At 69.7% G+C, this 12,916-nt stretch carries 14 protein-coding genes; 3 read left to right on the forward strand and 11 right to left on the reverse strand.

Features of this window, described 5'->3' with window-relative positions; all coding sequences use genetic code 11:
• Nucleotides 1-29: 29 nt before the first annotated feature.
• The 11 genes from rpsQ to rpsJ are packed head-to-tail and all read right to left on the reverse strand — an operon-like array spanning nt 30 to nt 5,304.
• The gene (rpsQ, locus tag OG609_RS16380; protein WP_030977953.1) at nt 30-314 is read right to left on the reverse strand and encodes a 30S ribosomal protein S17; all 285 of its coding nucleotides are present in this window, start codon (nt 312-314) and stop codon (nt 30-32) included.
• The gene (rpmC, locus tag OG609_RS16385) at nt 314-538 is read right to left on the reverse strand and encodes a 50S ribosomal protein L29 (RefSeq protein ID WP_124716937.1); all 225 of its coding nucleotides are present in this window, start codon (nt 536-538) and stop codon (nt 314-316) included. Before rpmC ends, rpsQ begins: the two co-directional genes overlap by 1 nt.
• Complete coding sequence (rplP, locus tag OG609_RS16390; protein WP_014047785.1) at nt 538-957, reverse strand: 50S ribosomal protein L16; 420 nt, start codon at nt 955-957, stop codon at nt 538-540. The genes rpmC and rplP overlap by 1 nt, the downstream gene beginning before the upstream one ends.
• 5 nt (nt 958-962) lie before the next feature.
• On the reverse strand, nt 963-1,799 hold the full coding sequence (gene rpsC / locus OG609_RS16395; protein WP_103492852.1) for a 30S ribosomal protein S3: 837 nt from the start codon (nt 1,797-1,799) through the stop codon (nt 963-965).
• Nucleotides 1,799-2,146, reverse strand: a complete 348-nt coding sequence (rplV, locus tag OG609_RS16400; protein ID WP_004571827.1) for a 50S ribosomal protein L22 — start codon at nt 2,144-2,146, stop codon at nt 1,799-1,801. Before rplV ends, rpsC begins: the two co-directional genes overlap by 1 nt.
• A 43-nt stretch (nt 2,147-2,189) precedes the next feature.
• Complete coding sequence (gene rpsS, locus OG609_RS16405; protein ID WP_003966956.1) at nt 2,190-2,471, reverse strand: 30S ribosomal protein S19; 282 nt, start codon at nt 2,469-2,471, stop codon at nt 2,190-2,192.
• Nucleotides 2,472-2,483: 12 nt separating this feature from the next.
• Entirely contained in the window at nt 2,484-3,320 is an 837-nt protein-coding gene (gene rplB, locus OG609_RS16410; protein ID WP_093773282.1) for a 50S ribosomal protein L2, read from the reverse strand.
• A 39-nt stretch (nt 3,321-3,359) separates the two neighbouring features.
• The gene (rplW, locus tag OG609_RS16415; protein WP_014154589.1) at nt 3,360-3,683 is read right to left on the reverse strand and encodes a 50S ribosomal protein L23; all 324 of its coding nucleotides are present in this window, start codon (nt 3,681-3,683) and stop codon (nt 3,360-3,362) included.
• Nucleotides 3,683-4,333 carry a 50S ribosomal protein L4 gene (rplD, locus tag OG609_RS16420; protein WP_093897249.1) on the reverse strand — a complete coding sequence of 217 codons (651 nt, stop codon included), beginning with the start codon at nt 4,331-4,333 and terminating at the stop codon, nt 3,683-3,685. The genes rplW and rplD overlap by 1 nt, the downstream gene beginning before the upstream one ends.
• A 4-nt stretch (nt 4,334-4,337) precedes the next feature.
• Nucleotides 4,338-4,982: a 50S ribosomal protein L3 gene (gene rplC / locus OG609_RS16425; protein WP_031080467.1), complete on the reverse strand. Its 645-nt coding sequence runs from the start codon at nt 4,980-4,982 to the stop codon at nt 4,338-4,340.
• 13 nt (nt 4,983-4,995) lie between these two features.
• Nucleotides 4,996-5,304 carry a 30S ribosomal protein S10 gene (gene rpsJ / locus OG609_RS16430; RefSeq protein WP_003948644.1) on the reverse strand — a complete coding sequence of 103 codons (309 nt, stop codon included), beginning with the start codon at nt 5,302-5,304 and terminating at the stop codon, nt 4,996-4,998.
• A 508-nt stretch (nt 5,305-5,812) separates the two neighbouring features.
• Here rpsJ and OG609_RS16435 point away from each other — a divergent pair.
• The 3 genes from OG609_RS16435 to drmD all read left to right on the forward strand — a co-directional run bounded on the left by OG609_RS16435 (nt 5,813) and on the right by drmD (nt 12,900).
• Nucleotides 5,813-7,483: an RNA ligase family protein gene (locus tag OG609_RS16435; protein ID WP_327273500.1), complete on the forward strand. Its 1,671-nt coding sequence runs from the start codon at nt 5,813-5,815 to the stop codon at nt 7,481-7,483.
• Nucleotides 7,484-9,712 (forward strand): poly(A) polymerase, encoded by a 2,229-nt coding sequence (locus OG609_RS16440; RefSeq protein ID WP_327273501.1) that lies wholly within the window; start codon nt 7,484-7,486, stop codon nt 9,710-9,712.
• Between the two features lie 113 nt (nt 9,713-9,825).
• On the forward strand, nt 9,826-12,900 hold the full coding sequence (gene drmD / locus OG609_RS16445) for a DISARM system SNF2-like helicase DrmD (protein ID WP_327273502.1): 3,075 nt from the start codon (nt 9,826-9,828) through the stop codon (nt 12,898-12,900).
• The last annotated feature ends 16 nt before the right edge of the window (nt 12,901-12,916 follow it).

The raw sequence follows: 12,916 nt of genomic DNA on the forward strand, positions 1-12,916 counted from the left end.
ACTTGCCTGAGGGGAATGCCCCTCAGGAATTACTTGGCCTTCTCGAGGATCTCGACGACGCGCCACCGCTTCGTGGCGGACAGCGGCCGGGTCTCCATCAGGAGGACGCGGTCGCCGACGCCTGCGGCGTTCTGCTCGTCGTGCGCCTTGAGCTTGTTCGTACGGCGGATGACCTTGCCGTACAGCGCGTGCTTGACACGGTCCTCGACAGCGACGACGACGGTCTTGTCCATCTTGTCGCTGACGACCAGACCCTCACGGGTCTTGCGGAAACCGCGGTCGGTGTTCGTCTCAGTCACAGTCTTCTCGCTCATCAGGCGCTCTCCACCGTCTCGATGCCCAGCTCGCGCTCGCGCATCAGGGTGTAGATCCGGGCGATGTCCTTACGGACGGACTTGAGCCGACCGTGGTTCTCGAGCTGGCCCGTCGCCGCCTGGAAGCGGAGATTGAACAGCTCTTCCTTGGCCTCGCGGAGCTTGTTGAGAAGCTCCTCGCCGCCCAGTTCGCGCAGCTCGGACGCCTTGGTACCGGCCGACATCACGACTCACCTGCCTCGCGCCGAACGATCCGGCACTTCATCGGAAGCTTGTGAGCAGCGCGGGTAAGCGCCTCACGAGCAATCTTCTCGTTCGGGTAGGACAGCTCGAACATCACCCGACCGGGCTTGACGTTCGCGATCCACCACTCGGGAGAACCCTTACCGGAACCCATGCGGGTCTCGGCAGGCTTCTTCGTCAGGGGGCGGTCCGGGTAGATGTTGATCCAGACCTTGCCGCCACGCTTGATGTGGCGGGTCATCGCGATACGAGCTGCCTCGATCTGGCGGTTCGTCACGTACGCCGGGGTCAGCGCCTGGATGCCGTACTCGCCGAACGCAACCTGCGTGCCACCCTTGGACATACCGCTGCGCTTCGGGTGGTGCTGCTTGCGGTGCTTGACCCTACGGGGGATCAGCATTTCGGTCAGGCCTCCGTTCCGGTGCTCTCAGCCGGAGCAGCGGCGGCGGGAGCCTCGGCCTTGGGGGCCTCGGCTGCCGGCGCGGACTGCTGCGGCTTGCGACCGCGACCGCCACGCTCGCCACCGCGGCCACCACGGCCGGCCGGGCGGTCAGCGCCGCCACGGGCCGGGCGGTTGCCAGCGCGGGCAGCAGCGTTCTCGGCGCGGACCTCGGCGATGTTCTTGACGTCGCCCTTGTAGATCCAGACCTTCACACCGATGCGGCCGAAGGTCGTCTTGGCCTCGAAGAAGCCGTAGTCGACGTTCGCGCGGAGCGTGTGCAGGGGCACACGGCCCTCGCGGTAGAACTCCGAGCGGGACATCTCGGCGCCGCCGAGGCGGCCACCGCACTGGATCTTGATGCCCTTGGCGCCGGCCTTCATCGTGCTCTGCATGCTCTTGCGCATGGCACGACGGAAGGAGACGCGGGAGGAGAGCTGCTCGGCGACGGCCTGGGCCACCAGCTGAGCGTCCACCTCGGGGTTCTTGACCTCGAGGATGTTCAGCTGGACCTGCTTGCCGGTCAGCTTCTCCAGCTCGCCACGGATGCGGTCGGCCTCGGCGCCACGGCGACCGATGACGATGCCCGGGCGGGCGGTGTGGATGTCAACGCGGACGCGGTCGCGGGTGCGCTCGATCTCGACCTTCGAGATGCCGGCCCGCTCCATGCCCTTCGTCATCATGCGACGAATGGCGACGTCTTCCTTGACGTAGTCCTTGTACAGCTTGTCGGCGTACCAACGGGACTTGAAGTCCGTGGTAATGCCGAGCCGGAACCCGTGCGGGTTTACCTTCTGGCCCATTACCGGGTTCCTTCCTTGCTGCTGACGACCACGGTGATGTGGCTGGTCCGCTTACGGATCCGGTAGGCACGGCCCTGAGCACGCGGACGGAACCGCTTCAGGGTCGGGCCCTCGTCCACATACGCCTCGCTGATGACCAGCGAAGAGGCGTCGGTGTGGTCGTAGTTGTGTGCAGCGTTGGCAATGGCGCTGTCCAGCACCTTGCCAACCGGCACGCTCGCGGCCTGCGGGGCGAAACGCAGGACCGCCTGAGCCTCCGTGGCATCCATGCCACGGATGAGGTCCACCACGCGGCGGGCCTTCATGGGCGTGACGCGGATGTACCGCGCCTGGGCCCTGGCTTCCATGGTTGTCCCTTCGGTGTAAGTCATAGTCGTTTCCACCCCGCGGTTAGCGGCGCTTCGACTTCCGGTCGTCCTTGACGTGGCCGCGGAAGGTGCGAGTCGGCGAGAACTCGCCGAGCTTGTGGCCGACCATCGACTCGGTGACGAACACCGGGACGTGGATCTTGCCGTTGTGCACCGCGATGGTGTGACCCAGCATGGCCGGGACGATCATCGAGCGACGGGACCAGGTCTTGATGACGTTCTTGGTGCCTGCCTCGTTCTGTACGTCCACCTTCTTGATGAGGTGGCCGTCGACGAAGGGCCCCTTCTTGAGACTGCGCGGCATCTAAACCCGCTCCTAGCGCTTCTTGTTCGTCTTGCGGCGGCGGACGATGTACTTGCTCGATGCCTTCTTCGGCGAGCGAGTACGACCCTCCTTCTGACCCCACGGCGAGACCGGGTGGCGACCACCGGAGGTCTTGCCCTCACCACCACCGTGCGGGTGGTCAACCGGGTTCATCGCGACACCGCGGACGGTCGGGCGGACGCCCTTCCAGCGCATGCGGCCGGCCTTGCCCCAGTTGATGTTCGACTGCTCGGCGTTGCCGACCTCACCGATGGTGGCGCGGCAGCGGGCGTCGACCAGGCGGATCTCACCCGACGGCATACGAAGGTGGGCCATGGTGCCCTCCTTCGCCAGCAGCTGCACGGAGGCACCCGCGGAACGGGCGAACTTCGCGCCGCCGCCGGGCCGCAGCTCGATGGCGTGGATGGTCGTACCGACCGGGATGTTACGCAGCGCCAGGTTGTTGCCGGGCTTGATGTCGGCGGCCGGGCCGTTCTCGACACGGTCGCCCTGCGTCAGGCCACGCGGCGCGATGATGTAGCGCTTCTCGCCGTCCGCGTAGTGCAGGAGCGCGATGCGCGCGGTGCGGTTCGGGTCGTACTCGATGTGCGCGACCTTGGCCGGCACGCCGTCCTTGTCGTGACGACGGAAGTCGATCACTCGGTAGGCGCGCTTGTGGCCACCGCCCTGGTGGCGAACGGTCACACGACCGGCGTTGTTACGGCCGCCCTTGCTGTGCAGGGGGCGGACCAGCGACTTCTCCGGCGTGGACCGCGTGATCTCGACAAAGTCGGCGACGCTGGAGCCACGACGGCCCGGGGTCGTCGGCTTGTACTTGCGGATACCCATTTCTCAGTCCTCGTCCGATTCCGGACGACTCGACCTCCGTCAGGAGGTCGGGCCGCCGAAGATGTCGATACGGTCGCCCTCGGCGAGGGTCACGATGGCGCGCTTGGTGTCAGCGCGCTTGCCGAAACCGGTCTTGGTGCGCTTGCGCTTACCCTGCCGGTTGATCGTGTTGACCCCGGTGACCTTGACCGAGAAGACCGCTTCCACGGCCTGCTTGATCTGGGTCTTGTTGGAGCCGGGCGCGACGATGAACGTGTACTTGTTCTCGTCGAGCAGCGCGTAGCTCTTCTCGGAAACGACCGGCTTGACGAGAACGTCGCGCGGGTCCGAGTAGGTCTTGCTGGTAACGGTCGCCTCGCTCATCAGGCGTCGCTCCCTTCGGTCTCAGCGGTCTGGGGGCCAGACACGAAGGACTCGAAGGCGGCCTGGGTGAAGACCACGTCGTCAGAGACGATCACGTCGTACGTGTTCAGCTGGCCCGGCTCCAGGATGTGCACCTGGGGCAGGTTGCGGGCGGACAGCCACGCGGCCTCGTCGGCGCGGTCGACGACCAGGAGCAGGTTCTTGCGCTCCGAGATCTTGCCGAACAGCGTCTTCGCGGCCTTCGTGGAGACTGCACCGTCGACCACGCCGGTGACGACGTGGATACGGGAGTGGCGTGCCCGGTCGGAGAGGGCACCGCGCAGGGCGGCGGCCTTCATCTTCTTCGGGGTCCGCTGCGAGTAGTCACGCGGCTGCGGGCCGTGGACGACGCCACCGCCGGCGAACTGCGGCGCACGGGTCGAACCCTGGCGCGCGCGGCCGGTGCCCTTCTGGCGGTACGGCTTGCGGCCACCACCACGGACTTCGCCGCGGGTCTTGGTCTTGTGCGTGCCCTGACGGGCAGCTGCCAGCTGTGCGACGACGACCTGGTGGATCAGCGGAACGCTGGTCTTCGCGTCGAAGATCTCCGAGGGGAGTTCGACGGTACCGGCCTTGTCGCCTGCCGGCGAAAGGATGTCAATGGTGCTCATTACCTCAAGCCCCCTTGGCCGCGGTACGGACCAGGACGAGGCCGCCGTTCGGACCGGGGACTGCGCCCTTGATGAGGAGCAGACCCTTCTCCGCGTCAACCGCGTGGATGGTCAGGTTCTGGGTGGTGACACGCTCGTTGCCCATGCGACCCGCCATGCGCATGCCCTTGAAGACACGGCCGGGGGTGGCACAGCCACCGATGGAGCCGGGCATGCGGTGCACACGGTGGGCACCGTGGGACGCCTTGCCACCCTTGAAGTTGTGACGCTTCATCACACCGGCGAAGCCCTTGCCCTTGCTCTTGCCCGTGACGTCAACCTTGACGCCGGACTCGAACACCTCGGCAGTGACCTCCTGGCCCAGCGTGTACTCGCTGGCGTCAGGGGTGCGGAGCTCCACCAGGTGGCGGCGCGGGGTCACGTCGGCCTTGGCGAAGTGGCCCTTGAGGGGCTTGTTCACCTTGCGCGGGTCGATCTCGCCGAAGGCGATCTGGACCGACTCGTAGCCGTCGCTGTCGTTGGTGCGGACCTGGGTGACGACGCAGGGCCCGGCCTTGACGACGGTCACCGGGACGACCCGGTTGTTCTCGTCCCAGACCTGGGTCATGCCGAGCTTCTCGCCCAGGACGCCCTTAATGTTCTTAGCCATCTCGCGCGTCACCTCAGAGCTTGATCTCGATGTCGACGCCCGCCGGCAGGTCGAGACGCATCAGCGAGTCAACCGTCTTCGGCGTGGGGTCGAGGATGTCGATGAGGCGCTTGTGCGTGCGCATCTCGAAGTGCTCGCGCGAGTCCTTGTACTTGTGCGGCGACTTGATGACGCAGTACACGTTCTTCTCAGTGGGCAGCGGCACCGGGCCCGCGACCGACGCACCAGTGCGGGTCACCGTCTCGACGATCTTCTTCGCCGAGGAGTCGATGACCTCGTGGTCGTAGGCCTTGAGCCGGATGCGGATCTTCTGTCCCGCCATGGCTACTAGTAGTCCTGTCTCTCGTAACGCTCTGGAACCCGGGGGTTCTAACGACTCCGTCTCCGACCCACGCGGTCGGGCGTGTCGCATCCCCTCTACGCAGATCTCCCGAAGGATTTCCCAACCAAGGGGGTGCGGGCCCGAGGACCGCGAGACCGGGGGCGGAACACCCACCGGGTGCCTGGCCGGTGCCCCACTGACGCTTCCCGGAAGATTCCCGTACGTCCGACCCGCAGGGGGTCGACGAGTACTGTGGGACTCGCTTCCGGTCCTCCCGGCGGGAGGCGCGCAGCATTGGCACTCAACCGAGCAACCTGGTCAGTGTGCCATACGGGGCGTGAGCCTGGCCAATCGGGCGGAGGATCTTACCTCGCGTGGTCGCTCGGTCAAACGCGGGCGCGCAGCGGGAGCAGTGCCGGGCCCGCTCATCGTAATTCGGTCGAGCGTCGTACGACCCCGCCCCTACAGTGACCGGCCGGGCACGCCGTCGTCATCAGGGGCATCGATCATGCGTACGCACTATCCGCGCACCGCGCATCTGCCCTGGTCCCCGGGGGCCACCTCGGACGACGTACGGATCGCGGACCTCTCCGGGCTGACCGGTCGCGAGGTCGTCGTCACCGAGAAGCTGGACGGCGAGAACACCACGCTCTACGCCGACGGACTCCACGCCCGCTCGCTCGATTCCGCCCATCACCCCTCGCGGGGGTGGGTGAAGGCGCTGCAGGGCCGGATCGGGTCCCGTATACCCGAGGGGTGGCGGGTGTGCGGGGAGAACATGTTCGCGCGCCATTCGATCCCGTACGACGGCCTGGAGAGCTTCTTCTACGGCTTCTCCGTCTGGGACGGGGAGCACTGCCTGGGCTGGGACCGGACCGTCGTCCTCCTGCGCGAGCTGGGGATTCCGGTGCCGCCGGTGCTGTGGCGCGGAGTGTTCGACGCGCGGGCCGAGAAGACGCTGCGGGCGTTGCGGCCCGACACCGGACGGCAGGAGGGGTACGTCGTACGGCCCGCGGACGGCTTCGGCGCACCGGACTTCGGGCGCCGGGTGGCGAAGTGGGTGCGGCCCGGCCATGTACAGACCGATACGCACTGGATGCACGCCTCCGTCGTGGAGAACGGGCTCGGCCCGGCCGCCGCCCTGTGGGCCGTACGGTCGGGGGCACCGGTCGACGCGGCTGCGCTGGCCGACGCGACAGGCACGGCACCGGGTGACGCCGGGGCTGCCCTCGCGATGGGCGATTCCCTCGACGCGTCGGGCCGGACGGGCGACGACCGGCTGACCGGCGTACTGGCCGCGTTGCTGCACCGCGGACGGCGTGCGGAGCTGGCACCCGCGCTGGCGGGGGCGCTGGGGATGCGATCTGCCCGGCGCATCTCGGATCTCGTCGGGCTGCACCCCGCACTGCACCGCCCGTACCCGGACGAGGAGCGCAGGACCGGCCTGGTCCGGATGTCGTTCGCCGCCGATCTGCCACTGCTGCACGCGCTGGCCGCCGCCGTGGCGGACACCGACGGGACGCGCGAGCAGGTGGAGTGGTCGGCGCTGCACGCACAGGACGTACAGGAACCGGACGGGCTGCGCGAGGCATTCGCGGATCTGGAGCCGGCGGCCGCCGACCGCTGCCGGGCGCAGGCACACGAGGCATACGCCCTGGGCCGGGTCACCACCGCCGAGGAGGCCGTCGCCGCGACTTGGCGGTGGCGGACCGGGGACTTCCCGCGCCTGGTCCATCTGGTGGGCCCCTCCGGCAGCGGCAAGAGCACCTTCGCGCGCGCTCTGCCCGGTGTCGACACGTATCTCTCGCTCGACGATCTACGGCTCGCCCGGGGATCGCGCGCCGATCAGAGGGCCAACGGGGAGGTGCTGCGCGAGGGGCTCGACCGGCTGGACACCGCGCTCGCCGCGGGTGGCACGGTCGTCTGGGACGCCACCTCGCTCAACGCGCACCAGCGCTCCCTGGTGCATGCGGTCGCCCGGCGCAGGGACGCGCTGCTCACCCACGCCGTGGCCCTGGTCGGCGAAGCGGAGCTGATCCGGCGCAACGAACGCCGCACCCACCCGGTGCCCCCTCGGGTGCTGGCCTCGCAGCTGCACCGGTTCGTACCCCCGTACCCCGGCCAGGCACACCGCACCTGGTACATCGGCGCGAGCGGAACCGTGGAGGACAGGGCGTAGATGCGTACCAGCGAGGAGATCTACCACCGGGTCCGCTGGGACGCCCGGTTCGACCCGGCGCGCTTCGTGATGGGCGTGGCGCAGCGCGGGACCGTGCCCAAGCGGGTGCCGCTGCCCCGGTTCACGCCCGGCGGGGACATTCCCTGGCACCGGGTGCTGTTCTTCGAGGCCGACGGTGAGCTGGTGTGGGACCGGTCCTCGGGCGTGGACCGGATCGACGCGTCGGACGCCGGACGGGTACGCACCCCGCGTCGGCTGCCGTCCCCGTACTTCACCTCCCGTACGCCGCACGCGTACTCCGTACCGGAGGCCGCCTGGACACCCGTGCCCGAGGACGCGCCGACGCCCGCGCAGTCCGCTTCCCTGGCGCTGCTGACCTGGAACACCCTCTGGGACCGCTACGACAGCGACCGCATCGACACCGCCCGGCGCCGGCCACTGCTCCTCGACGCCCTGCGCGCGGCGGACGCGGATGTCATCGCTCTCCAGGAGGCCGAACCCGCCCTGCTCGGCCTGTTGTTGGCCACGCCCTGGGTCCGCGAGAGCTACATCCTCTGGTCGGACCCGGCCGGCCGGGATGTCGCCGACTGCGGTCTGCTGCTGCTCAGCAGAGTCCCCGTGCGGGAGGCGGGCCTGCATGTCCTCGGCCCGCACAAGGCGGTCGCCGCCGTGGTCGTGGAGACCGCGGAAGGACCGGTCACGGTGGCCGTCACCCACCTCAGCAGCGACCACTCGGCGAACGGCGCCGCCCGGCGCGATGCCGAACTGGCCGATCTGGCAGCGGGGCTGGCCGCGATCGAGGGCGATGTGATGCTGCTCGGCGACTTCAACGACGGCGGCGACACTCCGCAGGACCGGCTGGGGATGGCGGACGCCTGGAGCCGGGTGCACGGCGCGGGCGACCGGACCCCGACCTTCGATCCGTCCGTCAATCCGCTGGCCGCCGTCTCCTCCCTGACGGGGCGTGTGTCCCGGCTGGACCGGGTGCTGGTCCGCTCGGAGCGGCTGCGGCCCGTGTCAGCGGCGCTGCTGGGCGACGTACCGACGCCGGATGGGCTGTACGTGTCGGACCACTTCGGGGTACGGGTGGAGCTGACCGGGGCGGCGGCGGACGGATCGGAAGCCGACGCGGCGGAGATCGTCCGCCGGGTGGCCGCCGCCCTGCCCGAGGGCCGCGTCCATCCGGTCGGCTCGCGGCGGATGGGCTGTGCGCTGCCCGGCGCCGATGTGGACCTGGTCGCTGCGCTGCCCGGTGACGGGGATCTCCCGGGGACACGGGAGCGGCTGACCGCTGCCCTGCCGGAGGCCGTCGATCTGCGCGAGGTGACCGGTGCGCGCGTACCCGGTCTGCGTTTCTGCCTCGACGGGTTCCGGGTCGACCTGGTGATCGTCGCGACCGGTGACCTCTCCCCGGACGTGGCGGTCGCCCGCCGCAGCGAACTGGGCGAGGCGGCGGCCACGGCGCTCAGCGCGGTGAGCGACGCGGACGCGGTGCTCGCGGCGGCGGACCCGCACCGGGCCGCGTTCACCCGCCTCGCGCGCGAGGTGAAGGCCTGGGCCCGGGCACGCGGCCTGGACTCCGCACCGTGCGGCGGACTGCCCGGCCTCGCCTGGTCCGTACTGGCGGCCCGCACCGCCCACGAGGCCGGTGATCTGCCGCCGCTCCCGCTGCTCCGGCACTTCTTCGAAACCTGGGCGGCGTGGGACTGGAACCGGCCGGTCGGCTCCGGGGAGGCGGGCGAACTTCCCCTCACCGTGCTGACTCCAACCGCCCCCGTCCGCTCCTGCACCTCGCAGGTCTCCCCCACAGGCCGCGACCTCATCGCCGGGGAACTCTTCCGCGCCTGGGAGATCCTGGAGTCCGCCGCCGTCTCCGACCCCGTACCGCACGCCCTGCTCTGCGCCCCGCCGCCCCTGCACCTCCGTCACGCCGCCTGGGCGATCGTCTCCGTATCGCCCGGCCCCGACGAGGGGCGGCTGCGCGGCCGTCTCCTCGGCCTGGCCGCCGCCCTCGCCGGGGCGGGCGCCCCGGACTCCCGTATCTGGCCGCGCCCGCTCACCGCCGAGGGCCTGGCGGGATACGCGATCGGCCTGGGCGCCACGCCGCCTGACGGGCACCGGCTGGCGGAGATCGGGGTGGAGATTCTGCACGGCATCCCGGACGCCTCGCTGGCCCGGGTGGAACTGTCCGTTCTCCGGTCGGCCGGAGACCCGGCGTTCACCCTCTGACAGACTGGACGGCGTCCCTTCCCGCCACCAATCCCTCCGACCCCGCTGTGTGCCGCTTTTCCCCCTTTAAGCTTCTCGCAGGGGTTAAGGGGACAAGAGCGGGAGTGCGATCGATGACGGACGTGGCCGTGGGAACAGACCGGACCGGAATCGATAGGGACGAGGACAGTGCCGCCCCGGCTCACGGCCAGCTCGTCACCGTGCGAAATCGTCCCTGGGTGGTCACCGAGGTCACCCGCTCCGCGGTTTCGTCCGAGAATCCCGCCCGTACTGCGGCAGCGTCGGCGCCGCACCTGGTGTCTCTGGTCTCCGTCGAGGACGACGCGCGCGACGAAGAGCTCCGGGTGGTCTGGGAGCTGGAGCAGGGCGCGGTGGTCCATCAGCAGTACGAGCTCCCCTCACCCGCCACCGGTATCGACGCCCCGGCACGCCTGGACGCCTTCCTGGACGCGGTCCGCTGGGGTGCGATCGCCTCCGCCGACAAGACCGCCCTCCAGGCCCCTTTCCGGTCCGGGGCCGAGATCCAGGACTACCAGCTCGCCCCAGTCGTGCGGGCCCTGTCCATGCCGCGGACGAATCTGCTGATCGCCGACGACGTCGGCCTCGGCAAGACCATCGAGGCCGGTCTGGTCATGCAGGAGCTCATGCTCCGCCACCGGGCCCGCACCATGCTGATCGTCTGTCCTTCCGGCCTGACCCTTCAGTGGCAGGACGAGATGCGGGACAAGTTCGGCCTGGACTTCCGCATCGTGAACAGCGCCCTGCTCAGAGAGCTGCGTCGCTCGCGGGGCCCACACGCCGCCAACCCGTGGATGCACTACCCCCGTCTCATCGTCTCCGTGGACTGGCTGAAGCGGGACCGGCCGATGCGGATGCTGCGCGAGGTCCTGCCGCACCTGCCGGAGTACCCGCGCGCCTTCGACCTGCTGGTCGTCGATGAGGTGCACACCTGCGCGCCCTCCGGCACCGGCAGGTATGCCGTCGATTCGCAGCGTACGAAGGCGATCCGGGCTCTCGCACCGCACTGCGAGCACCGCCTCTTCCTCTCCGCCACCCCGCACAACGGCTTCCTGGAGTCGTTCACCGCGCTCCTGGAACTACTGGACGATCACCGTTTCGCCCGGGGTGTGAAGCCCTCGGACGAACAGCTGCGCCGCGTGATGGTGCGCCGCCTCAAGTCGGAACTGCCCAAGACCTGGGACGGCAGGGCGCGCTTCCCCGACCGGGTGCCACACGCTCTGGAGGTGCGGTACGAGGACGAGGCACGCGCTGCCTACGGGAAGCTGTCGGCGTACGCCCGCTCCCGCCGGGAAGCCGGTGACACCGGTGCCGCCCGCACGGCCTCGGACTTCGTCACCACCCTGCTCAAGAAGCGGTTCCTGTCCTCCCCCAAGGCCTTCGCCGAGACGATCGACGTGCACCTGGCAACCATGACCAAGGGTCCTGCAGCCGAACAAGCCCCCAGCGAGAAGGTCCTGCGTCCGCTCATCGAGCGGGTGGAGGAGACGGCGGAGAGCGACGAGGACCATGCCGAGGCGGCGGAGCGGGCCCTGACCGCGGTCCGCCAGGCCTCGCACACCCTAACCAGCGCCGAGCACACCCGGCTCAAGGAGCTTTCGGTGTGGGCGCGTACGGCCACCAAACGGCCGGACGCCAAGTTCGTCGCTCTGCGCGGCTGGCTCGACGCCATCGTCTGCGAGAACGGCCCGGCCGGGGACTGGGAGCCGGACCGGGTGATCGTCTTCACCGAGTACCGCGACACCCAGCGCTGGCTCTTCGACCGGCTGATCGCCGCCGGATATCCGGCGGACCGGATCGCCCAGCTGTACGGCGGCCAGAAGCCCGAGGAGCGCGAGCACATCAAGACGGTCTTCCAGGAAGACCCCTCCCTCTCTCCGGTCCGCATCCTTCTCGCCACGGACGCCGCCAGTGAGGGCATCAACCTCCAGGCCCACTGCCACCGCCTCCTGCACTGGGAGATCCCGTGGAACCCCAACCGTCTCGAACAGCGCAACGGCCGCATCGACCGGCACGGCCAGCGGGCGGACCAGGTAGACGTCTTCCACTTCGTCCCCGAAGGCTGGCAGGGCTTCACCGCCACCGACGACGACGCCCCTGACTCCCGGCACACGAACGGCACCCTGGAGGACGAGCTCCACTTCCTCGCCGTCGCCGCCCGCAAGACGGAGCAGATCCGCGAGGACCTGGGCAGCGCCGGTGAGATCATCGCCGCGCAGGTCGAGCAGAAGATGCTGGGCCGCCGCTCCGACTGGACCACCGCCGACGCCGAGATCAGCAGGCGATCCGGTCAGGCCGCCCTCAAGACGGACCGTGATCTGGCCAGGGAACTGGAAAAACTCGTCGGGGAGCTCGCCGGCAGCCGCGACACCCTGCACCTGACGCCGGAGACCGTGGAGCGCGTGGTGCGGACCGGCCTCGGGCTGGCCCACCGCAAGGACCTCACCGAAATCCCGGACCCGGCGGGCGGCGACTCCCCCGCACGCTACTTCCGCCTCCCTGAGCTCCCCGGCGCCTGGGCCCACGCCCGCAACGACGGACTGCGTCACCCGCTGACCGGCCGGGAACGCCCGGTGGTCTTCGACGAGCGGGATGCCCGCCGGCGCACCGACGTGGTCCTGCTCCACCTGGGCCACCGCCTCGTCCAGATGTGCCTGCGGCTGCTGCGGGCGGAGCTGTGGTCGGGCGGCCAGGAGGCGAAGCTGTCCCGGGTCACCGCCCGCGTGGTGCCCGGCGATCTGCTGCGTACGCCCGCCGTGGTTGCCCACGGCCGGGTGGTCGTCTCCGGCCGCGGTGGCACCCGGCTCCACGAGGAAATCATCACCGCCGGGGGTGCGATCACCGGCGGCAAGCTGGAGAGCGCGCGCCAGGACGAGCTGGACGCCTGGCTCGCGGCAGCATCGGAGGAGCTGCCCGCCGCGGATGTCACCGACCGGCTCACCGCCCTCTGGCAGCCCCAGCTGAAGGACAAGCTGTCCCGCGCCCTGGGCACCCGTGCGCGCGCCAGGTTCAAGTCGGTGGAGAAGCTCCTCGCGACTCGCTGCGACGAGGAGGTCGAGGGCGTACGGAAGGTCCTCGCCGAGCTGGAACGCTCCATCCGTGACCGTCTCGCCGATCACGGATACTGGGAACAGGGCTCGCTCTTCGACATCGACGACGAGCGGCGCTAGCTGCGCGCCGACCGCG

The organism is Streptomyces sp. NBC_01224 (genome assembly GCF_036002945.1).
GTDB lineage: Bacteria > Actinomycetota > Actinomycetes > Streptomycetales > Streptomycetaceae > Streptomyces.

Bases quoted from the DNA above. Each gene is read 5' to 3' on its own strand.
- rpsQ (WP_030977953.1), bottom strand. From the start codon at position 314: ATGAGCGAGAAGACTGTGACTGAGACGAACACCGACCGCGGTTTCCGC.
- rpmC (WP_124716937.1), bottom strand. From the start codon at position 538: ATGTCGGCCGGTACCAAGGCGTCCGAGCTGCGCGAACTGGGCGGCGAG.
- rplP (WP_014047785.1), bottom strand. From the start codon at position 957: ATGCTGATCCCCCGTAGGGTCAAGCACCGCAAGCAGCACCACCCGAAG.
- rpsC (WP_103492852.1), bottom strand. From the start codon at position 1,799: ATGGGCCAGAAGGTAAACCCGCACGGGTTCCGGCTCGGCATTACCACG.
- rplV (WP_004571827.1), bottom strand. From the start codon at position 2,146: ATGGAAGCCAGGGCCCAGGCGCGGTACATCCGCGTCACGCCCATGAAG.
- rpsS (WP_003966956.1), bottom strand. From the start codon at position 2,471: ATGCCGCGCAGTCTCAAGAAGGGGCCCTTCGTCGACGGCCACCTCATC.
- rplB (WP_093773282.1), bottom strand. From the start codon at position 3,320: ATGGGTATCCGCAAGTACAAGCCGACGACCCCGGGCCGTCGTGGCTCC.
- rplW (WP_014154589.1), bottom strand. From the start codon at position 3,683: ATGAGCGAGGCGACCGTTACCAGCAAGACCTACTCGGACCCGCGCGAC.
- rplD (WP_093897249.1), bottom strand. From the start codon at position 4,333: ATGAGCACCATTGACATCCTTTCGCCGGCAGGCGACAAGGCCGGTACC.
- rplC (WP_031080467.1), bottom strand. From the start codon at position 4,982: ATGGCTAAGAACATTAAGGGCGTCCTGGGCGAGAAGCTCGGCATGACC.
- rpsJ (WP_003948644.1), bottom strand. From the start codon at position 5,304: ATGGCGGGACAGAAGATCCGCATCCGGCTCAAGGCCTACGACCACGAG.
- OG609_RS16435 (WP_327273500.1), top strand. From the start codon at position 5,813: ATGCGTACGCACTATCCGCGCACCGCGCATCTGCCCTGGTCCCCGGGG.
- OG609_RS16440 (WP_327273501.1), top strand. From the start codon at position 7,484: ATGCGTACCAGCGAGGAGATCTACCACCGGGTCCGCTGGGACGCCCGG.
- drmD (WP_327273502.1), top strand. From the start codon at position 9,826: ATGACGGACGTGGCCGTGGGAACAGACCGGACCGGAATCGATAGGGAC.